Raw genomic sequence first — 21,337 nt, 5'->3', positions numbered from 1 at the left:
GGTGGTGCGCAGACCGACCTGCACACTTCGACCCGGCGCCGGGGCGATGTCCCGCAGGATCGAACTGGCGTAGCGCACGGTCTGGTTCGTCAGGTTCTCGCCGTTGACGAACGCCAGCCACTGGCTGCCGCCGACATTGAAGCGGTAGCCGGCGCTGGCGCCCAACGTGGTGTAGCCGTCGGTACCGCTTTCGTTATCCGGCACCCGCCCCTGGCCCGCCGCGTGTTCAACGTCAATCCGCGCCTGCCAGCGATCCAGTTCCCACAAGAGGCCGCTGTTCAAACGCAACGGCGCAATGCGGGGCAACGCTTCACCCGTGTCCAGGTTGGTTGCACGGGTGTAGTCGCCCGACAGTTCCAGCGCGAACTTGCCGTAGGCACCTTCCCCCAGCTTGATGTGATCCTGGGCTTCAAAGCCTGCGAAACGCGCACGCACACCGGAATATTTGTACTCAGGGATGCCGCCGGCGTCTTCCTCGCCTTCGTCATTCAAGGTGCGACCGCTGCCCAGCAGGCCGATGTAGTTGGAGAAGTGGCTGTAGAACACGCCGAAGCTGCCCTTGTGGGTGCCGTTGTCGAAGCGCAGCGCCAGGTCGCTGGACACGGCTTTTTCTTTCGACAGGTTGGCGTCGCCCAGTTCATAGGTGCCGGTGGCGACGTGAGCGCCGTTGGCATACAGCTCGTAGAAGGTCGGGGCACGTTCGGTGTAGCCGAGGGTGGCGGCCAGGGACCAGATCGGCGTGAGGGTGTACACCGCGCCGGACGACAGGCTGCCGGCGGTGAAGTCGGCGGATTTGTCGGCATTGGCGAAGCGTGCGTTGCCTTTGCCGTCCGGGTCGACGTTGGTGTGTTCCAGGCGCCCGCCGAGGCTCAGCTTGAGGCGCTCGGTGGCCTGCATTTCTTCGAGGATAAACAGCGCGCCGGCGTTGGTATCGGTCTGCGGCACGAAGGCTTCTTCACCCAGGGCCGAGAATTCATTGCGACTGACTTGGGCGCCCACCACGCCGTTGAACGGCCCGATCGGCAAGTGTCGCGCTTCCACCCGGGCTTCGTAGCCCTTGTTCTTGAAGGTGGTGCCGGTCTCGCCGCCTTCGATTTCCATGTGCTTGTAGTCGGTATAGCCGGCGTCGAGTTTGACCGAGGTGAACGGGCCTTGCAGGTTGCGGATTTCGGACGCAAAGGCGTAGTGATCCTGCTTCATGCGGATGCGCACGTCCTGCTCGGCCGGGGAGCCGTAGTTGCTGTCGTAGTTGCTGTAGGACAGCCCGGCGTAACCGTCGTCCCAAGTGTAGGAACCGCCGACTGCACCACCGTCCTGGCGTCCGTCGCTGTTGCCGAGGCGACCGTTCTTGCCTTCACCGTCGTCGCTTGGCGGTGCATGGCGGCTGCGGGCAAAGCCGGGGATTTTCAGGTCGTTGAATTCCCGCGCGCTGGCGTCCAGGTGCAAGGCGAAGGTGCCGTTGCCGGCTTCCAGTTTGCCGGCGCTGCTGCGGGTGGTGTCGGCGCCGCCGTAGCGCAATTCACCAGCACCGTGAATGCCTTCGATGGCTTCGGTGGGGATGCGGTTGTCGAAGGTATTGACCACGCCGCCGATGGCGCTGCCGCCATAGAGCAGGGCGGCCGGGCCACGCACGATTTCGATGCGGTCGACGTTGACCGGGTCCAGCGGCACGGCGTGGTCATAGGACAACGACGAGGCATCCAGCGCGCCGACTCCGTTGCGCAGGAGGCGAATGCGGTCACCATCCTGGCCACGAATGATCGGCCGGCTGGCCCCCGGGCCGAAGTACGACGACGACACACCGGGCTGCTTGTTCAGGGTTTCACCCAGGCTGCCTTTTTGTTGCAGGGTCAGGTCATCGCCTTCCAGCACGGTGGTGGGAGAAGCGAGGGTTTCGCTGCCCAGCGGGTTGCCGGTGATGACTTGAGGTTGCAGTTCCAGGGCGTTGGCCTGGGAGGTGATCAACAGGGCGGCGGCCAGCGGGGTGAGGCGCCAGAGAGAAGAGAGGGACATCGGTCGTTCCTTGGCAAACGGCAAAAAGAGAAGGCTGCAAACGGTAAGGGATTCGATACCCTTTGATAGTTATCGTTACAATATAACATCACTTTTTTCCCTGCCAAGGGGAACTTTCCCAAACCCCGCTCGATCACTCCCACGCTGATCGTTCCCACGCTCTGCGTGGAAATGCATGCCGTGACGCTCTGCGTCACCATTGCGCAGGGTTAAAACTTGCGTCGACCGCGGGACGCAGAGCATCCAATTCGGCATTCCCACCCAGAGCGCGGTAACGATCGAACAGTGGCCTATAGTGAAGGCAACGCTTCCACCCGCACGGTCCGTCCGCTAAGGTGCGCGGCTTCGTTTTCTTCTTTTCTGCACAAAAGGCCCGGCATGACCGCGACAAACAAAGACCCACTGCACGGCGTCACCCTGGAACAGGTCCTCACCGCGCTGGTGGCGCATTACCAATGGGAAGGCCTGGCCGAGCGCATCAACATCCGCTGTTTTTCCAGTGACCCGAGCATCAAGTCGAGCCTGTCGTTCCTGCGCAAGACCCCGTGGGCGCGTGAGAAGGTCGAAGGTTTGTACGTGAAGTTGATGCGCACCAAGCGACCGGTCGAGGACTGAGGTGAAACGTCACCTTATCGGCCTCGCAGCCCTCGGCGGTTGGGCCGGCCTGGCGCTGCAGCAGTACATCATTTTCTACTTCCGCTGGGTCGATGGCGCCAGCCTGTTGCCGGGCCTGGTGAATTTCTTCAGCTTCTTCACCGTGCTCACCAACACCCTGGTGGCGGTGGTGTTGACCCATGCGTGGGTGCAACGGCCAACCGCGGCGAGCCGGTTCTTCCTCGGGCCCGTAGTCAGCAGCGGGATTGCCGTGAGCATTGTCGTGGTCAGCCTCGCCTACAGCCTGTTGTTGCGCCACATGTGGCAGCCTGCGGGGGTGCAGTTTGTGGCGGACGAGCTGCTGCACGACGTGATGCCGTTGGTGTTTGTCGCGTATTGGTGGTGGTGCGTGCCCAAGGGCAGTCTGCGCCTCAAACACATCGGGCTGTGGGTGATTTACCCGGTGGTGTACTTCGCCTATGCGTTGTTGCGCGGGTATGTGTGGGGGCTGTATCAGTACCCGTTCATTAACGTGGACACCCTGGGTTATCCACAGGTGTTCATCAATGCCGGGGGGATTCTGGTGGGGTTTGTGCTGATTGCTCTGGGGGTGGTGGGGCTGGATAAAATCTGTAGGAGCGAGCTTGCTCGCGAAGAACGTTAACGATAACGCAGTGTGTCTGGTTTAACGCGGCGCTCTCAGGTTCTTCGCGAGCAAGCTCCCTCCTACAGGGATCACTGTTGCCAGTAACCCACGGCCTTGAGGAATGCCTCATTGACGTTGTGCGTGTCCAGCAGCACCCGCCGTACCTGGCGCGACAGCTTGCTCTCGGTGGCGACAAAGCTGTACAGCGAACCGTCCGGCAGCGTCAGGTTGTGCACCGTCTCGAGCAGGTCATCCTGGCCGCGCACCACCCAGATCACTTCCACTTCGGCAGCGCTGGCCAGCGGCTGCTGTTCCGCCGCATTGGCGATCTCTATCACCGCCAATACCTTGCGCCCCGCCGGCAATTCGTCCAGGCGCCGGGCAATCGCCGGAATCGCGGTTTCATCGCCGATCAACAGGTAGCTGTCGAAGATATCCGGCACGATCATCGAGCCACGCGGCCCGCCGATGTGCAGGTGCTGACCGACCTTGGCCTGCTCGGCCCAGGTGGAGGCAGGGCCATCGCCATGCAGCACGAAGTCGATGTCCAGCTCGCCGATGTCCAGGTCGTACCGGCGTGGGGTGTAGTCGCGCATGGCGGGTTGCGGGCCGTCGCCGCGCAGGTTGAAGTCGGGGCTGTCCAGCGCCGCTTGTTCGGCGGCGTTCTGTGGGAACAGCAGCTTGATGTGATCGTCACTGCCCAGGCTGATAAAGCCCGCCAGTTCCGGCCCGCCCAGGGTGATGCGGCGCATGCGCGGGGTGATGTCGACCACCCGCAGCACTTCGAGGCGGCGGCGTTTGATTTCGTGGGTCACGCGGTGGATGGCTTGGGTATTCATTGAGCTTTCCCGTCGGCAATGGCTTGGGCGGTGCTGTTGAGCAGCGCCGCGACACGAACGATTTCTTCCGGGCTCCAGCGCCCGTGGTGCGAATGCAAGGCGTGGCGCAGGTTATGCACCGCCTCGTGGATTTCCGGCGGACGGTCCTGGCCCCGCAGCGAACGTTTGCTCACATCCATGCGCATGCGAATGCCTTCGAGGGCAACCGCCTGTTCGCTTAAGAAGAGACGACCGGCGTCGGTGATTGTGTAGCGTTTTTTTCCGTCTTCGGCGTCGCCGGTAATCAGTTCGCTTTCTTCGAGAAAGGTCAGCGTGGGGTAGATCACGCCGGGGCTGGGGCTGTAGGCGCCGTCGAACAGGGTCTCGATCCGGCGAATCAGGTCGTAGCCATGGCACGGCTGTTCGGCGATCAGCGCCGGCAGCAGCAGTTTCAGGTCGCCGGGGGCGAAGACCCGTGGGCCACGGCCGCCGCGCTCGCGGCCTGGACGTTTGTCGAAGCCGTCGCGGCTGTCACCGGGGTCGCGGTGTGAATGATGGTCTCTCATTTCGGGTGCTCTCGTTTGGTTTAGATACAACGTAAGATATATCTTATTGCCGCCGCAACCCCGGCAGACGAACGGTCATCTCGCGTCTTGTGAGACGGGACTCGAAACGGGCCGATCAGCGCACTGACCCTTTCGACATATTCGCCAACTTGTTAGTTGGCGCGCCCCAGTAATTACTGTTGTTTTTTATAATATGTAATCCTATTCTTACGGACTTGTTCTGCACTAAATCATTCTCGTTAAGTTGATGTAGTCCGTTTCTTACGGTTGATTCAAAAGTTTTGGCAAATTGCCATAATTTTCCTATGTGTCTTGGTGTGACAAGGCTACGTGAATAAGCGAATCGACCGGCTTTCATATTCAAAATCGAAATGGATAATTGCTCGGCCTCGAACGAACTCCTGAATTGCAATACAAGTAATTGGAAAGCATCCGATTTCCATTGCTTCAGGAAATTGTTCTGGCGCTGGGTTAATTAAGTCCTGTGCGCAACTAAGCCAGGATTTCGTTTTGATTTTTAATACATGTGAGCCTCTGCAAATGAAGACTAAAGTAAAAGCTGCGCTGTTGACTGTCGGCCTGTTGGCGGGTTCGATCTCTGTTGCTAATGCGGCGGACGGGACGATTACATTTACCGGTTCGGTCCATTCGGGTGCTTGCTCTATCAAGCCTGAGTCTGTGGATCAGTCAGTTGCACTTGGCGCTATTGCAAAGCATCAGTTGCAATCCGGCGGCAAGTCCACCGCCCGCCCCGTGGCGATCGAGCTTGAAGGGTGCGACCTGTCTGGCCTCACCGATAACACCGTGACCACTACCTTCACCGGTGCACCGTCCAGCGTTGTGCCTGGCGGCATCGGCACGGTCGGCAGCGCGGGCGGCATCGGCATCATGATGACCCACGGCGGCAAAGCGATTGAGCTGGGCGTGCCAACCACTCCGCAGGCCATTGTTGCCGGTAATAACACCCTGCAGTTCGGTGCCTACGTACAAGGCCAGGCGACAGGCGACATCGTTCCTGGTGATTTCAGCGCGGTCACCAACTTCACCTTGGCTTATCAGTAAGTGTTTCCCCCGCCACCACTGGTGGCGGGGGAAAACTGGCGGGAGATCAAGGTGAAAACATTCATAAGTCTCGCTATTGCCTCTTCATTGACGTTGTTCATCAGCCCTTGTGATGCCGCGCAGACGCGTGTGCAAGGCGATGGGCTCGTCACGCTGGGAGGCGAGATCATCGACTCGGCCTGCGGGCTGGAAGCGGTCACTGCCGATCAGACCATCGACATGCCTCCCGAACCCATCGGCCGCCTGTTGCGAGAGGGCGCGGGGCAAATGCAGCCGTTCCAGCTACGGCTGGTCAACTGCACCGTGACGCGTCCCGACCCGCTGCGCCCCGGCGAAACGCTGCCGGACTGGGAGCATCTTCGCGTGACGTTCGACGGGCCCAGCGATATGGGCGGGCGCACCTTTGCGGCCTTTGGGGCCTCGCAGGGGGTTGCTTTCCATATTGAGGACGCCGCTGGCCAGGTGAGTGTGCCGGGAGTGCCGATGGCGCTGCTGCCGGTGGTTGATGGCGACATGACACTTCATTACAGGCTCCGCCTGGTGGGCAACGGAGTGCCGCTGTTGGCAGGGGCTCACCGCGCGGCAGTGCGGTTCAAGTTGGAATACTTTTGAAGATTGAGTTGCGTGTATGTTGAATACGTCGAAAGTCATGAATACGCTGCGCCCCAGCCTCTTTGGCGGGTTGATATCACTGGCTGGAACTGCAATGGGCGCCGGGGATATTGAGTTTAATACCGACGTTCTTGATCTGATTGATCGCTCCAATATTGACCTGTCTCAGTTTGCACGCAGTGGGTTTATCTTGCCTGGCACCTACTCGATGGTGGTCCAGCTCAATACCCAACCTATATCTGAACAATCGGTGGCGTTCTTTGCCCCCGATGATGATCCCAAAGGCAGTGTGCCCTGTTTATCGCGCGAGCTTGTCGAGCAACTGGGCCTCAAGGCGTCCGGTGCTGACCAGCTGAAGTGGTGGAAGGGCGGGCAGTGCCTGGATGTCACGGGCTTGCCCGGCATGGAAGTCAGTGCCGACCTGGGCACGTCCACCCTGGACATCAACCTTCCCCAGGCCTACCTGGAATACAGCGCCATCAACTGGGACCCGCCGTCACGTTGGGACGAGGGGGTGCCGGGGCTGCTGGTCGACTACAACATGACGGCGCAGTCCAGCTACCGCAAAGGTGACGGTACGCGCAATGACCTCAGCGGTAACGGCACACTCGGGGCCAATGCCGGGGCCTGGCGCCTGCGGGCGGATTGGCAAGGGCGTGTCGAGAAAGACCGCGAGGCGCAGGCCAGCCGGCAAAAACTGGAGTGGAGTCGCTATTACGCATATCGCGCCATTCCTGCGCTGAAGGCACGCCTGGTGTTGGGCGAGGACTACCTGTATTCGGACCTGTTCGACAGCTTCCGCTTTACCGGTGCCGGGCTCAAGTCAGACGAAAGCCAGCTGCCGCCCAACCTGCGGGGCTATGCACCGGAAGTGGTCGGGGTGGCCAAGACCAATGCAAAGGTTGTCATCAGCCAGCAGGGGCGTGTGCTCTATGAAACGCTGGTGGCGGCAGGCCCTTTTCGGATCCAGGACCTTAACGACGCCGTGTCCGGCACGCTGGATGTGCGGGTCGAGGAGCAGGACGGTTCGGTACAGAAATTCCAGCTCGATACGGCAGGCGTTCCCTACCTGACGCGTCCCGGGCAGGTTCGTTACAAGCTGTCTGCCGGGCGACCGTCCAACCTGCAGTACCACCCCCACGGTGACTTTTTCGGCACCGGCGAGTTTTCCTGGGGAATCAGCAATGGTTGGTCGCTGCTGGGCGGTGCGATAACGGATAACAACTACCGTGCGCTGTCGGTGGGGGCGGGGCGGGATTTGCTGGCGTTCGGGGCCGTTTCCCTGGACGTCACCCAGTCTCGCGCCAGCCTGTGGAACCAGACACTTTCGGGCAAATCCTACCGCCTTCAATATTCCAAGAACTTTGAAGAGTACGACAGCCAGGTCACCTTCGCCGGTTACCGGTTCTCCGAGAAGAACTACTTGAGCATGAGCCAATACCTGGATGCTCGGCACTATGGGTTGAACGGTGAATTGGGTGGGCGCGGCGTGTTCGATGAAGACGGTAACTTCATTGAACACTGGAAACCCATTGGCGGTAACAAGGCGCTGTATACGGTCACGGTGAACAAACAGTTCCGCGATCTGAACACCACGGTGTATGCCAGCTACAACAAACAAACCTATTGGAACCGGCCGGACACCCAGCGCTGGAACCTGTCGGCGTCTCGTTACTTCAACGTGGGCTCTGTCAGGAACATGAGCCTGTCGCTGAATTTATATCGCACCCATGAATACCAATATAAGGACAACGGAGCAGCGCTGACGGTCAGCCTGCCATTGGGACCCACCGGCACCCTGTCGATGGATGCCAACAGGGCCGGCGGCAAAAACAGCTTTACCACACGCTACGCCGATCGCCTGGATGAACGTAACAGCTACCAGGTCAGTGCCAGCGACACCTCGGCCAGCGGCTACCTGAGCCATATTGGTGACCAGGCCGACATCGACCTCAGCGCCACGACGCAACAAGGCAATAACCGCACCCTCAGCGCATCCGTGCGTGGCGGCGGCACGCTCACTCCTTACGGCGGGGCGCTGCATCGAACCACCAGTACCGGCGGAACCCGGCTGCTGGTCGATACCGCCGGTGTGCCCGATGTGCCCGTGCGGGGCTACGGCACGCCGACCCGCAGCAACGCGTTCGGCAAGGCGGTCATCTCCGACATCACCAGCTACCAGCGTACGGCGGCCAGTGTTGACTTGGAGAAATTGCCCAGCGATGTCGAGGCCACTCAATCCGTGACGCAACTGACCCTCACCGAGGGGGCCATTGGCTACCGATCCCTGGAAGTGATTTCCGGCCAGAAGGCCATGGCGGTTCTTCGCCTGCCGGATGGCAGCGCACCGCCCTTCGGCGCCACGGTGAAAAACCGCAAGCAGCAGGACACCGGGGTGGTGAATGACGGCGGGGATGTCTACCTGAGCGGCATTCAGGCCGGCGAGCAGATGATCGTCAGCTGGGGCGGCACCGAGCGTTGCGTCCTGACGCTGCCTGTCGAGTTGCCAACGGATGCGTTCACCGATGCCCTGCAACTGCGCTGCCAGAGGGTAGCCGTCGATCAAGCCTCACCCGAGCCAGCCAGCCTGACCGGCCAGCGAAACACTATGGAGAACCCATCCTCATGAAACACAGCACACGTTTTACCTATGCACTGCTGCTGGCGGTCTTGAGCCAGAGCGCCAACGCCGCTGTCGGCCTGGACCGTACCCGCGTGATTTTCGACGGTGGCAAAGACGCAACCAGCGTCAACATCACCAACAACAACCCCCAGTTGCCGTATCTGGCCCAGGGCTGGATCGAGGATGAAGAGGGCAACAAGATCACCTCGCCGTTGATCGTGCTGCCACCGGTCCAACGCCTGGAGCCCGGCAAGCAAAGCCAGGTAAAAGTCCAGGCGTTGCCGGCCGCCAAATCGCTGCCCCAGGATCGGGAGACGGTCTACTACTTCAACCTGCGGGAAATTCCGCCGCGCAGCGACAAGCCCAACACCCTGCAAATCGCCCTGCAAACCCGGATCAAATTGTTTTACCGGCCGCAGGCAATTACCCCCACCCAGCAGGACCTGTCCAACCCATGGCAGGAAAAGCTGACCCTTACCCGGCAAGGCGATCACTACCAGGTGAATAACCCCACGCCTTACTACGTGACCCTGGTGGATGCGCGCAGCAGCAAGGACGGCAAGACCATACCGGGCTTCGAGCCGGTGATGGTCCCGCCCAAAGGCACGCAGGCCCTGGGGCCGACTGCCAAGGAGCTCGGCACCACCCCCTATTTGTCCTACGTGAATGATTACGGTGGCCGTCCGCTGCTGGCGTTCACCTGCAGTGGCGAGACATGCAAGGTGAACACGCAACTGTCTGTGGCCAATCAGTAGTGCCTGCTGCCGGAGAACGTCATGAAGTTGCACACAGTGAAGGTCTTGGGCGGTCTGTTGCTGGCCCTGATGGGGCCGGCGCACGCCGCGGATGACGAGGATGTGGAGGGCATGGTCGGGATGCTCAACATTCTCGGGTCCATGCACGAAACCCCCTGCAGCCTGGAGATGGCATCCCTGCACCAGACGATTGACCTGGGCCCGGTATCGGCCAGCCAGTTGCAACGGCCGGGTGACCAGGCGACCTCCGTGGCCTTTCAACTGCTGTTCGAGGATTGTCGGCGCACTGCCGGCCGCATCGCCAGTGAGCGCACGGGAAACCTGACATGGAGCGCCTATCAACCGGTGCTGTCGGTCGCGTTCATTGCGCCGGCCGATGCCGATGATCCACGGCTGGTCAAGGTGCAAGGCATCACCGGGATGGGCCTGCGCCTGACCGATTCCCAGGGGCGCGATGTACAGCTGGGTTCAAGGGGCGAGCCGTTGTTCTTGCCCTTGGGCCGCAACACGCAGACCTGGAACGTCCAGCCCACGCGCACCCCGGCACCCCTGACCAGCGGTGCATTCCGGGCCGTGGTGGATTTCAGGCTCAATTATGAGTAAGGGCAGAACAATGACCAGGTTAACCGGCCCGCGGGCCATTTTTATCGGTGCGGGACTGCTGTGGGCGGTCAGCCAGGGCGTGCAGGCCGATACCAACCTGACGATCCGCGCGGTGATCATCGCGCCGCCGCCATGCGTGATTAACAGCGGGGGCACGCTGAATGTGCCGTTCGGCAATGACCTGCTGACGTCGCGGATTGATGGCGTGAATTATCGACGGGACGTGCCGTATACCGTCACCTGCAGTCCCCCCGTTTACAGCAACGCGATGGCCCTGGAACTCAAGGGCGCGGCGGCCGGGTTTGATAACAAAGTGCTCTCGACCCCCAAGACCGACCTGGGTATCAAGCTATTCGCCAATGGGGTGGACTGGCCGCTGAACACGCCGCTCAGGTTTACCCATCCGACCTTTCCAGCCGTGCAGGCAGTGCCGGTGAAGCGCGCGGGCAGCACGTTGACCGGAGGGGCCTTTGCGACCGCCGCCACCCTGGTGATCGAGTACCAATAATGAGGAAACGATCAATGACAAGTTGGCCGCAGCGAGCGTTGCTCGCCTTGTGTTCCATCGGCTTTTGCAGTGGTGCGTCGGCCAACCTGACGTTCAACGGAACGCTGAACGAGCCGCCGCCCTGCACGATTGATTCGGGCAGCACGATTGAAGTCGATTTCGGGGATGTCGGCACCAAGCGCGTCGATGGCGTGAAATACCGCAGGGCCGTCGGCTACACCATCCGCTGCGGCGCCTCCACGCTGCCGTGGTTGTTGAAGCTGAGCGTCAAGGGCACAGAGACGACTTTTGATAACGCCGCCCTGCAGACCACTGCGCCTGACCTGGGGATTCGGATGTATCAGAACAACGCGCCGTTTCGCCTCAACACGCCGCTGGACATCAGCCTGGCGGCACCGCCGACATTGGAAGTGGTGCCGGTCAAACGGCCGGGTTCGGTCCTGAAGGCCCAAGGGTTCACGGCGGTGGCCACGCTGTTGGCTGAATACCAGTAGGAGTCGAGTGTATGCGACACGCAATGATTCATAAGGGGCTGGCCCTGCTGCTGACCTTCGGCCTGGCGGCCACGGCGCAGGCGGTGGACAACCTGAGGTTCAAGGGCAACCTGGTGGAACAGGCCTGCACCATCCGCCCGGGCGATGAAGCCATCACCCTGGAGCTGTGGGACCTGACCAGCAAGCACCTCTACATCAACACGCGCTCAGTGGGCAAACGTTTCACCCTGCACCTGGATGACTGCAATACCACCATCAGCGACTCGGTGACCATACTGTTCAACGGTGCGGAAAACCGTGCGCTGCCTGGTTTGTTCGCCCTGGATGGTGGCAGTGGTGCCTCTGGTATCGGGCTGGGTTTGGAGACGCTGAGCGACAAACCGGTGCCGGTGAACAAGGTCGGCGACGAGCAGAAATTGAGCCCCGGCAACAACGTCATTCTGCTCAAGGCCTATGTGCAGGGTGAGCCGGATGCCCTGCGGGACAAGACCATCGGGCACGGCAGCTACCGTGTGACTTCGACGTTTACGCTGGATTATCCGTAACGGTAAACCGTTATGCATGGGATGAAAGAGAACAACATGAAACGACTATTTGGAGCCGTTGTGCTGCTTGCCCTGGCTGGCATTACGACGACCGTGAAAGCGGCTGATTGCCGAGTCAATGGCGGCAATTGGCAACGGGTGAACATTGGCGGGACGTTGAACCTGCAGGTCCCGGTGAATGTGCGACTGGAGATGAATGAGCCGCGTATCCTCCTGTCCGGGGTGAGGATCGAATGTCGCTTCGAACCCGACAGTTATACCCCGGATGGACGGCAGGATTACTGGGCCTCCGGGACGAGGATCGGCCCGGCCTGGTCGCCTGGTCCGAAGTTCGTCAACCAGACGACCGGTTTGCGCATAAACGGCACGTACCGCGACACGCCTATCCCGGCGGGTATCCGGATTGCGACCATGCCTAACAATACGACTCCGATCCCGATCGATGTCATTCCTTATATCTTGATCCGCAACAACCCGACCAACCCTATCGACATTCGAATAGGTGACACCCTCGGCGTGTTACGTCTCGACCAGACCAACAATTACGATAGCGGCTCCACGAGCCTGCAGCTCACGTACATCGCCAACAACGACTTCATCATTTCCCCATCGTCGTGCACGATCAACAATAACCAGCCGATCAATATCGACTTCGGCAATGTCCATCAGAGGGCGATAGGCACGGACCCCCTGTCCACCACTGTTCGTAAAGATCACACGCTCACCTACCGGTGCCCGGACCCGGGGATTACTACGCCGATCACCATTACCTACAAAGGCACGCCGTCTTCGTTCAACGCCAATGCGCTGGTGATGAGCAATGCGAACGTGGGTACGGCCCTTGTCCGTGGAGGGGCGGCGGTTAGAGTCAATGGCTCGTTCCTGACCCGTATCACCAACAGCTCCGGGAGCGACGTTGTAACGTTCGCCCTGGTCAAGCGAACCGGGTCCTTGCCTGTCGAGGGGCCGTTAAACGGCAGCGGCGTACTGGTAATGGGTGTGCCATGACACACCCATAGGGTCAGACCTGGCGCGTGACGCGGTTACGTTGTTCGCTGTGGCGCTCCAGGGCCTGGTGGGTCAACTCGCGCATCCATTGTTTTTCGCGGTAGCCCAGTTCGTTGAGCAGCAGGTTATAGCTATCGTCCGTCATGGGTTGCCCGGTCAGCACCTGCGGGTGCGGTACACCCAGGGCGTCGGCGAGGCCCTTCAGCGTGAGTCTCAATGCTTCCTTCTGCTCGTCAGGCAAGCCATTGGCCTGGGCCAGCCTGGCCTGGGCTTCCTGCAGTTCATCAAGGCGTGCGCATTGTTCGTCGAAATGCCGGGCATTGGCCTCAAGGGTGTTCGGGTGGTGGTCGTGCAGGTACTGTTCCCAATAGGGCTCCAGCAACATCTGGTTGACCAGGCCATCGCCTTCGCCCAGCTCCAGCACCGTGCTGTAGGCCTGTTCGATCTGCGTGGGTTTTACGTCGCCGGTGTCGCGGTACAGCATGTGTTCCGACAGCCAGGGCAGGTCGAGGCGCTTGGCCAGGGAGGTCTGGTAGCTCAGGTAGACCTCCACGTCGTCCACGTTACCCATCACGCCCTCCCGTCGTTGCGAACGCAGCCATTGGCCGAGGCCGCCTTCGGCTTCGGGTTTGAGCCGATGGGCAATGTCCTCGCTGGCGATGCGGTTCAATTGCTTGAGCCGTGCATTGCCCTTTGCCAGCGTCACCAGTTTGCCCTCGCGCTCGCTGGCCGAGGCGGAGTAACGCTGGGCTTCGCTGACCAGCACTTCGATGCCCAGGTCATTGAAAATCTGTGCACTGCCGTCGGCGCACAGGCCGGGAAAACTGGCCATCTTGAACAGCTTTTCACGCAGCGCCGTATCGTTGTGGGCCGCCTCCAGCAAACGCCAGACGCGCTCGCGCAACGTTTCAAGATTGTCCCAATAGGTGTCCATGTCCTGGGGCCGCTGGAAGAAGTCGGGCGCTTCAAGGGCCTTGATCACCTCGAACAAACCCTGGGAACCGTGCTCGCGCTCCACCGCTTGCCACAGCTCCTGGCGCCTGCCCAGTAACGGCGGCCTGACCCGTTCCAGCCACGGGCCGCTCTCTCCACGGGGTTCATAGCTGCGGTTGGGGTCCAGTCCGGCGGCTTCGCGGTACTGCTCGTACAGCAGGCGCTGGTCGTTGAGCAGGGTGTTGCGGTCCAGGCGGGTATGGGCGACGGTCCGGGCCTCGGCGCTATCGGCCATGAGCGCTGGCACATGATCAATCCGGGTTTGGCTCAGGTCCAGCAGGAAACCCTCCTCCCGTGGGTGGGCAAACAGCCCGGTGGGCCATTGGGTGATGGGGGTGCGGCTCAGGAACAGGCGGCGCAGGTGCGGCATTTTCGAGATGTTCGGTGGCTGCGTCAGCGGGTTGCGGTACAGGTTCAGGTTGCGCAGGTGCTTGAGGTTTTTCAGGCGCGCAACGTCGCCGTTGAGCAGCGTGATCTGGTTTTCCCCCAGGTTGAGGTCGCGCAGGTAGCGCATGTTGGCGATGGGCTCGGGCAGCCGCGTCAGTTCGTTCGCACTGACGTCCAGCTCCCGCAGGGACGGGAATGCCTGCAGAAAGGGCCACTGGCTGTCGTTGAACATGCAGTTGGCCAGCTTCAGTTGGGTGACGTGCTCGAAACCATTGCCCAGCAGCGGCAGGCTGCCGGGCAGGTCGAGGGCGCTGAGGTCCAGGCTCGCGCCGCTCTGCACCTGGCCCAAGTCGTCGCGGTGCTCGGCGAGGCGGTCTTCCCAGCAGCGATAGAGTTTGTGCGCAATGATATTTTTACGCAGTTTTTCCTCCCGGGCCATGCGGCTGTTTTTGGGATGGGGGCCGGGCAGGCGCTTCCATTGCTCCAGCTCCCGGTACAGGTTGTGCCGCTGCAGGACCAGGCGATTGAGGACATCGTTGTTCAGCCCCGGGCCGATCTCATTGAGGAACCGCTGCAGGCGTTCCTCCTCCAGGGTCGGGAACAGACTGGCCAGCACCTCCCGGGCGCGGGCCTGGCCCAGGTGCTCCTGGGCGCGGCGCAACCCGCCGAGGGCCGCGCCGCCGAGCAGGGTGGTGGTCTGCACATCTGCCGTACTGCGCAGCGGTGGCTCGGCCAGCACCCGGCGCCGTTCGGCCAGGGGTTCGAGGGTTTCCATCAGCCAATGCTTGAGCCCGGCGCCCTGGCCGGGCCGGTAGCCCAGTTCACGTTGCTGCGCTTCGGACAGCGCGCGCAACAGGCATTCATACAGGGTATCCGGCCCATGCAGGCGCTGGCCCTGCTGATCGAACAGTTCGTAGCCCACGTCGTTCTGGCGCACCAGCACCCGGCGCCGGCGGGCATCGGCCGGCCCGGCTTCACAACGCAGCGTACCGCTGACCAGGCGATCGCGGATTTGCAGGTGCAGGTCGCCAAAGCCATCGCTGTAGCGCTTGAGGGTATTGAGCACCAGGCGCTCGGTACCTTCGGTGATCGCCCAGGGCGGGAAGAACCCCGCGTAGGCCTGGACACTGTGCTGGGCGAAGCTCAGTTCCCTGGCCTGATTGAGCAGGCGCAGCGGTACGTGGTGGTCCAGGGTTTGCCGTTCGGCCGGGGTTGTGCCGGCCAGCAGGGTGTCGGCCAGCGGCCGGTCCAGCGGGCTGACCTGTTCGCGCAAACGGCGTTCATGGGGATCGGCGCTGACCTGGCGGGCCTGATGGATGTAGTCGGCGATGTCACCGGTCTGGCGCGCCACCGAGTCCGCCAGTTGATCGCGCAAGGTTTGCACGCGCAGTGCTTGCGGCACGTCGCCGCCCAGCAGCTGCTTGATCGACGGCTCATCGAGAAACTCCAGCACCCGCGCCGGCAATTCACCGGACATCACCTCGGCCAGGCTCAGTTGCAGCGTGTCGGCCGGCGATGCCTGCGGGTTGGCGTACTTGTGGGAGTCACCGCTCTTGTCCGAGCGCACGAACACTTCCAATGCCTTGGTTTGGGGCCAGCCCGGCAGCTCGGTGATGGTCTGCTCGAACCAGGCGGACGTCGCATCCAGCGGCAGCGGTGCGCCGGCGCGAATGGTGTGCACGGTCTGTGTGGCAGCGCGCTGGGCTTCATAGCGATTGAGGGTCGCTTCCAGCAGCGGCGGGGTCGGCCGGTTTTGCACGTAAAGGTTGCGCAGCACACCGTCGTCGGCACCGCTGATGCGTTGCATCTGCTGCAGTTGCTGGTTGCTGAAGGGCGCCGTGCGCGGCCCCAGGCGGCGCATCAGCGTGGCGCTGTCCCAGGTGCGCGGTTGCTCGGCTTCATGTACGAAGGCGCCGTCGCCGTTGAACCGCACCAGGGGTTGATAGGCGTTGGCGCGCTCCGGGTGAGCGATACGCGTGTCGCCGGTTTCAGGGTCTGCCTGCACTTCGAAGTGAGTACCTTGCAGCGCGAGGATCTGCTTGCCCCGATGGGTGTGCAGGCCGTCGACAATGGGCGGCTGGTCGAGGTTTTTCACAGCATAGGGCGCAATATCCGGGTGCCACAGGCGCGTGCTGCCGTCGGCCCGCACCACCGGGCGCAAGCCTTCGACGAAGGGGCTGAGCTTGAGCCGTGCGACATGGCCCAACTGGCTGGCAGCACCGAACAAGGCAAACTGGATCACGCTGTCGGCCACCGCGACCACTTGCTCCGCCGCCTCGGCACCGCGCCCCTGGGCCCAATCGACAATCCCCTCGAACACCTCGTCGGTGATCTGGTACAGGCTGTAGGCGAGCATCGCTTCCCCCAGCAGCGGCACGAAGGGCGTCAGCACCAGCAGCGCCGCATTGAAGATATCCCCGAGGATTTTTTCCAGGTTGTCCCACCAGGCCCAGCGCGCGTGGCGGTCGGCGGTGGCGGTGGGCACGGCGATGTCCAGGGCATCGTTGACGATCTTGTTCAACTTGAGGCGGTACTGGTAATTCCACAGGTCATTTTCGGCGGCGAGCGTTGAGCGATTGACGTGATCGTCACCGATAGCCTGCACGCTGAATTGCAGGTTTGGCTGGGTGATCGGAGTGTCGCGCCAGCTGGGGCGCGGGTCGGTGTGGGCGGTTTGATGCCAGCGCACACGGCTCAAGCGTGTAATGAGCCCGGCAAAGAATTCACCGCGCCTGGCGTGGTCGATGAACTGGCTGAAGAAGGTCTGGTAGCGCTGGCTGTCCCGCAGTTTTTCCGTGAGGTGGCTGAGGAAGGCCGCAGGCGAAGGGTATTGCTTCAGAGGGTGTTCGGGGTCTGCGGGGATGTACACCAGCACCTTGCCGACGGGCCGGGTGGGCTGCGGGACAAACAGCAACAGGATGCCGGTCAATGCCGTGTTCATCAGGCTCAGGGTATGGCATCCAAGCGCCTGACCGTCCAGCAGCGCGACGCGGCCGGCGATCAGGTCGAGCACGGCGCCGTGGGCATCGGCGTCGATGTCCCGGTTGATCAAGGCCAGGTGCGCCGCCGTACCCAGGGCAGTCTTCTGAGTGGCAATCATCTGCAGGCGCACGGCCCGGGTCACCGCCGGGTCATAGAACCCCAGGGCCTGGCGCAGGCTTTTCTGGTAGCGGGCGCCCAGGTCCAGGGTGCGGCAGATGTGCTTGAACTGTTCAGCGGTCAGTACCGCGCCGGTGATGGAGTGGCGCAAGGTCAGTGTATCCCGCTGCCCGCGTGGGTCTTCGGCGGACAGGAAGGCGTAGTCGACGAAGGTGTCCGAGGCGGCAAAGTTGGCCAGCGCGACGTCCAGCAGCGACAGGGTTTTGCTTTGCTCCCCACGATTGAAATCGTGCACCCACCAGGCAACTTTGGCGCTGGCATACAGCCGCAGGCAGGTGGTTCTGACGTCAATCTCGCCATAGGCCTTCAAGGCATTTTTCAGCAGCGGTTCGGCGAAGGCGTACACGTCGGTCAATGCCTGGAATCGCTGGTCCATCGCAGCCTGCTGCTGCCAGTGTGCGGCGATCGCGGGCTTGAGCGCTTGATGCTGGCTGGCGCTGGCATGGGGATAGTGGCGGATGCCTTGGTGGGCGACGTCGTTGAGTGCGCGCAGGCGGAGTGGCGAGGTGGTTTTCAGCCAGTGCGGCAGTGCGTTTTCGATAAACGCGTGGTGCAGGGACTGGTCGGGTATGTCGGCCATGGGGGCAACCTGTAGAGCTCAAAAAGAAGGCTTGAGTCTATGCACCGGCACGGCTGCGGATAAGTTTGAATAGTGGGTGGAAACCGCGGCGGATCCCTCAGTAATCCGCAAGTGAAAAGCGCAGGGATAGGCCCATCAGCGCACGCTGCATAAGCTGTTGTTGCCCGGTTGCAGATAGGGCGTAAGAATCGGCGCCATGCCCTTGAGTACCTGTACCGGCAACGCCGAAGTGAACTTGAAACCCTGGGCCGAAGCGCCGGGGACGAAGGCGGTCAGCGTGCCGAAATGATGCTCGCCGATGTAGAACACGAAGGTCGCCGTGCGGTTGATCGCCTTGGAGCTGAGAATCCGCCCACCGGCGCCGATGGCTTCGATCCGGTTGTCGCCGGTACCGGTCTTGCCGCCCATGGCCAACGGCGTACCGTCCGCCAGTTTGAAACTGCCGGACACGCGTCGTGCAGTGCCCGCGTCCACCACCTGGGACAGCGCCCCCTTGAGTGCCGTGGCCACCTCGGAAGGCATCACGCGCTTGCCGCGATTGGGGTCGTTGACCAAGCGGGTTTCGTACGGGGTGTCGGCGGCAAAGCGCAGGCTGTCGATACGCAGGGTGGGCTGGCGTACGCCATCGTTGAGGATGATCCCCACCAGTTCCGCCAGGGCCGCCGGGCGGTCGCCGGAGCTGCCGATGGCCGTGGCAAGCGACGGCACCAGATGGTCGAAGGGGTAGCCGACTTTCTGCCAGCGCTGGTGAATATCGAGGAACGCTTCGATCTCCAGCATGGTGCGGATGCGGCTGTCGCGGGCACTCTTGTGGCGGCTCTTGAACAGCCAGCTGTAAACCTCCTGGCGCTCGTGTTCACTGGCGGCGGTGGCCTGGGTGAAGGTGGCGTCGGGGTTGTTCAGCAGGTAGCCCATCAGCCACAGGTCCAGCGGGTGAACCTTGGCGATATAGCCTTGGTCAGGCAGGTCGTAGGCGCCGGGGCCGTAATTCTGGTAGAGCTTTTCGAGGCGCTCGTCGGTGAGTTTTTCAGGGCTTTTGACGCTGCTCAAGTGCGAGCGGACGAAGCTGTTGAAACTCGCCTGGCTGGCGTTGGGCAGCAGGTAGCGGTGTACGGCGGCCAGGCGAATGGCGGTGGGGTGCATGCCATCGAGGAAAGTATCGAGGCGCGCCTGGGTATCTTTGTTGCGGTACTTTTTCCAGAACTTGAGCAGGAAGGTGGTGCCTTCGCGGTCGGCGAATTTGGCCAGGTATTCCTGGCGCCTCGGGTCACTGTCGTCCTTGAGCAACTCGGCACTGTTGTTCGCACCGTGATAGGTGCTGTAGCGCACCAGGTCACGCATCAGGCGAATGAACGGCAAGTTGATCGACTCGCGCAGGGCTTCGATCAACGTGGGATTGCGACCGTTGTCCTGGCTGCGGAAGTTGTGGAAGTGGTGCATGCCGCCGCCGGTGAAAAAACCTTCGCCGGTGTTGGCCGAGTATTGGCGATTGAGGGCGGCGTCGAGCATGGCCGGCAGGTTGCGGTCGCTGTTCTGGATCAGGTAATCGAGGGCCCAGCGGGTAATGCGGTCCGTGTCCTCGACCGGGACTTTGCGCAGCTCGGCGGCAGGTGTCGCAGCGTATTTATCATGCAGTTCGCTGACGATTTGCAGGTAGGTGGTCATCACCCGCAGCTTGGCGGTTGAACCCAGTTCCAGCTTGCTGCCTTCGTTGATGTCGAATGGCTGGTCGGTGCTGTCGGTTTGCACGCGCACGCGGGCACCGTCGGGTGTCATCTCGTAGAGGTTGAAACTGTAGCGAACCTGAGCGGTGCTGGCAGGCGTCAGCAGCGTGGGCCCGAGCAGGCCGATCTGCGCGGCGAAGGCGGGGTCGGCGAGTTGCTTGAGGTACGTGCTGGCCTGGCTTTGCAGGTCGGCTTGCAAGGTGCTCGTGGCAGAGAGATCGAGTCGGTCGAGGTCGTACAGCGGCTGGTTGAGCAGGGCGGCCAGGCGAGTGCGGGCGACGCTGATGCCCTTGTTGGTTTCGATTGGCTGGATCGTCGGTTGTTGCTGCCAGTCACGGTAGGTGACTTTGCTGGCGAGGGCTGCGCTGGCCAGCGCCGGGTCTATCACGTTGTTTTGTGCGAGCAGGCGGATGTGGCTGTCGGTGAGGTCCGCCAGTTCCTTGTGGCCCTTGGACAGATAGTGAGACGGGCGACGCTGGGCGATCATCAGCGACAGCACCTCGCGCAACGCCAGACCCTTTTGCGGCAGCTGTTTGGGGTCGGTGCCGATGAGCAGCGCGTTTGTCTGGTTGAAGTCGGCGCCGTACCACACGCGCAAGCCTTCGGCCATGCCGTGCACTTCGCCATGGCCGGGTACCGCCGACAGGGGCACGCTGTTGAGGTAGTCGCGCACGATGTCCTGGCGAGCGGCAAGGGTTTGCGGGCCGTCCTGATACGCGCGCACGCTGGCAGAAATCATCTGGCGGATTTTCTCGCCGCCGGACAGGGTCAGGCCGTCGGGCGAGTGGCGGTATTTTTCCAGCTGCGTGGCCAGGGTACTGCCGCCTGCCGTCTGGCCGGGCAGGTGCAAGAGCTTCGCCACCTGGGACCAGGCGGCCTTGGCGAAACGCGGCCAATCCACGGCCGGGTTGAGTTGCGGGTTTTTCGGGTCCAGCAGGTCGCGGTCTTCGATAAACAGCAGGCTGCTGACCACCACCGGCGGGATCGCCGCAAAGCTTGGGTAGAACTGTTGTGGATACGTGAACTGATACAGCGGCGCGGCGCGGCAATCGGTGATGGTCAGGCCGGCCTGGATCTTTTCCGGGTAGGGCACGAACAGGCCGCGCTGGGCGTAGGCCATCAGGTCGGGGGAGAAGCGCGCTTGAGCCTGGATCAGGTAGTCACGCTTGATCAAGCGCGGCAGGAACTCGCCGAGGGCGCTGTAGCCCAGGCGCTTGTCAAAGGGCCCGGCGCCAGGGTAAACCCGCGCATCGCTGGGGCCCGAATGCATTTGGTAGGTGAGGGTTGAGGCAATGTCGGAGAAGGTCTTGGCCTGCAACCTTGAAGTGCGCATTTCCCGCAGGGCGGCAAAGCCCAGGGCGATCAGCGCAATCAGCAGCACCAGCCAGAACAGCCGCCACCACAACCGTCGGCGGGGAGGAGGGCTTTGTGGCAACGGCTGTTCATCCGGGCTATCGGTGGATACCGCAGCCTTGGTCGAAGCGTTTTGCCATAAAGCGCCCATAGTCGATTGATCCATTTACGTAGATTGATCGGACTTGGTTGAAGCTTAGACGGTGGTGGGCGAGTGAGGGGGATTTGTGAGTGTGATGCTGTTTGTGGTGAGGGGGCTTGTCCCCCGTTGGGCTGCGCAGCAGCCCCAAAACC

The 21,337-nt window shown here is 62.0% G+C and carries 16 protein-coding genes; 11 read left to right on the top strand and 5 right to left on the bottom strand.

Annotated elements, in window-relative coordinates; all coding sequences use genetic code 11:
• Positions 1-2,013: TonB-dependent receptor (locus tag JV201_RS23910; RefSeq protein WP_219406115.1), on the bottom strand; the 2,013-nt coding region annotated here is incomplete at its 3' end.
• 378 nt (positions 2,014-2,391) lie between these two features.
• Here JV201_RS23910 and JV201_RS23905 point away from each other — a divergent pair.
• Both JV201_RS23905 and JV201_RS23900 read left to right on the top strand, forming a co-directional pair.
• Positions 2,392-2,628, top strand: a complete 237-nt coding sequence (locus tag JV201_RS23905) for a VF530 family DNA-binding protein (RefSeq protein ID WP_003216406.1) — start codon at positions 2,392-2,394, stop codon at positions 2,626-2,628.
• Position 2,629: 1 nt separating this feature from the next.
• Positions 2,630-3,271: a Pr6Pr family membrane protein gene (locus JV201_RS23900; protein WP_003216408.1), complete on the top strand. Its 642-nt coding sequence runs from the start codon at positions 2,630-2,632 to the stop codon at positions 3,269-3,271.
• 71 nt (positions 3,272-3,342) lie between these two features.
• On the opposite strand, the gene JV201_RS23895 is transcribed toward JV201_RS23900, so the two are convergent.
• Positions 3,343-4,092, bottom strand: coding sequence for a siderophore-interacting protein (locus JV201_RS23895; RefSeq protein ID WP_003216410.1), 750 nt, complete (start codon positions 4,090-4,092; stop codon positions 3,343-3,345).
• Positions 4,089-4,637: a PadR family transcriptional regulator gene (locus JV201_RS23890; RefSeq protein WP_003216412.1), complete on the bottom strand. Its 549-nt coding sequence runs from the start codon at positions 4,635-4,637 to the stop codon at positions 4,089-4,091. Before JV201_RS23890 ends, JV201_RS23895 begins: the two co-directional genes overlap by 4 nt.
• A gap of 540 nt (positions 4,638-5,177) precedes the next feature.
• Here JV201_RS23890 and JV201_RS23885 point away from each other — a divergent pair.
• Genes JV201_RS23885 through JV201_RS23845 form a run of 9 tightly spaced genes read left to right on the top strand, consistent with a single transcriptional unit; the run spans position 5,178 to position 12,847 of the window.
• The gene (locus tag JV201_RS23885) at positions 5,178-5,699 is read left to right on the top strand and encodes a fimbrial protein (RefSeq protein ID WP_023659208.1); all 522 of its coding nucleotides are present in this window, start codon (positions 5,178-5,180) and stop codon (positions 5,697-5,699) included.
• A 51-nt stretch (positions 5,700-5,750) separates the two neighbouring features.
• Positions 5,751-6,311: a fimbrial protein gene (locus tag JV201_RS23880; protein ID WP_023659209.1), complete on the top strand. Its 561-nt coding sequence runs from the start codon at positions 5,751-5,753 to the stop codon at positions 6,309-6,311.
• A gap of 16 nt (positions 6,312-6,327) precedes the next feature.
• Positions 6,328-8,940 carry an outer membrane usher protein gene (locus tag JV201_RS23875; RefSeq protein WP_219406114.1) on the top strand — a complete coding sequence of 871 codons (2,613 nt, stop codon included), beginning with the start codon at positions 6,328-6,330 and terminating at the stop codon, positions 8,938-8,940.
• On the top strand, positions 8,937-9,689 hold the full coding sequence (locus JV201_RS23870) for a fimbria/pilus periplasmic chaperone (RefSeq protein ID WP_003216420.1): 753 nt from the start codon (positions 8,937-8,939) through the stop codon (positions 9,687-9,689). The genes JV201_RS23875 and JV201_RS23870 overlap by 4 nt, the downstream gene beginning before the upstream one ends.
• Positions 9,690-9,710: 21 nt before the next feature.
• On the top strand, positions 9,711-10,292 hold the full coding sequence (locus JV201_RS23865) for a fimbrial protein (protein ID WP_219406113.1): 582 nt from the start codon (positions 9,711-9,713) through the stop codon (positions 10,290-10,292).
• Between the two features lie 10 nt (positions 10,293-10,302).
• On the top strand, positions 10,303-10,800 hold the full coding sequence (locus JV201_RS23860; protein WP_219406112.1) for a fimbrial protein: 498 nt from the start codon (positions 10,303-10,305) through the stop codon (positions 10,798-10,800).
• Between the two features lie 14 nt (positions 10,801-10,814).
• A complete protein-coding gene (locus JV201_RS23855; protein WP_177027042.1) occupies positions 10,815-11,294 on the top strand; it encodes a fimbrial protein in 480 nt (159 codons plus the stop codon).
• 11 nt (positions 11,295-11,305) lie between these two features.
• Positions 11,306-11,839, top strand: coding sequence for a fimbrial protein (locus JV201_RS23850; protein WP_023659210.1), 534 nt, complete (start codon positions 11,306-11,308; stop codon positions 11,837-11,839).
• 36 nt (positions 11,840-11,875) lie between these two features.
• On the top strand, positions 11,876-12,847 hold the full coding sequence (locus tag JV201_RS23845; RefSeq protein WP_219406111.1) for a fimbrial protein: 972 nt from the start codon (positions 11,876-11,878) through the stop codon (positions 12,845-12,847).
• Between the two features lie 13 nt (positions 12,848-12,860).
• Here JV201_RS23845 and JV201_RS23840 read toward each other — a convergent pair whose 3' ends face one another.
• Both JV201_RS23840 and JV201_RS23835 read right to left on the bottom strand, forming a co-directional pair.
• On the bottom strand, positions 12,861-17,966 hold the full coding sequence (locus JV201_RS23840; protein WP_219406110.1) for an NEL-type E3 ubiquitin ligase domain-containing protein: 5,106 nt from the start codon (positions 17,964-17,966) through the stop codon (positions 12,861-12,863).
• A gap of 135 nt (positions 17,967-18,101) precedes the next feature.
• A complete protein-coding gene (locus JV201_RS23835; protein WP_219406109.1) occupies positions 18,102-21,194 on the bottom strand; it encodes a transglycosylase domain-containing protein in 3,093 nt (1,030 codons plus the stop codon).
• Between the last annotated feature and the right edge of the window lie 143 nt (positions 21,195-21,337).

The sequence above is a fragment of the Pseudomonas sp. Colony2 genome (assembly GCF_019382755.1).
GTDB lineage: Bacteria > Pseudomonadota > Gammaproteobacteria > Pseudomonadales > Pseudomonadaceae > Aquipseudomonas.
The sequence above is the reverse complement of the archived record's forward strand: the minus strand, read 5'-3'. Positions and strand labels throughout refer to the sequence as shown.

What these genes read in the sequence shown, in the direction of transcription:
- JV201_RS23860 (WP_219406112.1), top strand. Translation starts at nt 10,303, where the DNA reads ATGACCAGGTTAACCGGCCCGCGGGCCATTTTTATCGGTGCGGGACTG.
- JV201_RS23875 (WP_219406114.1), top strand. Translation starts at nt 6,328, where the DNA reads ATGTTGAATACGTCGAAAGTCATGAATACGCTGCGCCCCAGCCTCTTT.
- JV201_RS23855 (WP_177027042.1), top strand. Translation starts at nt 10,815, where the DNA reads ATGACAAGTTGGCCGCAGCGAGCGTTGCTCGCCTTGTGTTCCATCGGC.
- JV201_RS23905 (WP_003216406.1), top strand. Translation starts at nt 2,392, where the DNA reads ATGACCGCGACAAACAAAGACCCACTGCACGGCGTCACCCTGGAACAG.
- JV201_RS23835 (WP_219406109.1), bottom strand. Translation starts at nt 21,194, where the DNA reads ATGGGCGCTTTATGGCAAAACGCTTCGACCAAGGCTGCGGTATCCACC.
- JV201_RS23870 (WP_003216420.1), top strand. Translation starts at nt 8,937, where the DNA reads ATGAAACACAGCACACGTTTTACCTATGCACTGCTGCTGGCGGTCTTG.
- JV201_RS23895 (WP_003216410.1), bottom strand. Translation starts at nt 4,092, where the DNA reads ATGAATACCCAAGCCATCCACCGCGTGACCCACGAAATCAAACGCCGC.
- JV201_RS23850 (WP_023659210.1), top strand. Translation starts at nt 11,306, where the DNA reads ATGCGACACGCAATGATTCATAAGGGGCTGGCCCTGCTGCTGACCTTC.
- JV201_RS23865 (WP_219406113.1), top strand. Translation starts at nt 9,711, where the DNA reads ATGAAGTTGCACACAGTGAAGGTCTTGGGCGGTCTGTTGCTGGCCCTG.
- JV201_RS23885 (WP_023659208.1), top strand. Translation starts at nt 5,178, where the DNA reads ATGAAGACTAAAGTAAAAGCTGCGCTGTTGACTGTCGGCCTGTTGGCG.
- JV201_RS23840 (WP_219406110.1), bottom strand. Translation starts at nt 17,966, where the DNA reads ATGGCCGACATACCCGACCAGTCCCTGCACCACGCGTTTATCGAAAAC.
- JV201_RS23890 (WP_003216412.1), bottom strand. Translation starts at nt 4,637, where the DNA reads ATGAGAGACCATCATTCACACCGCGACCCCGGTGACAGCCGCGACGGC.
- JV201_RS23845 (WP_219406111.1), top strand. Translation starts at nt 11,876, where the DNA reads ATGAAACGACTATTTGGAGCCGTTGTGCTGCTTGCCCTGGCTGGCATT.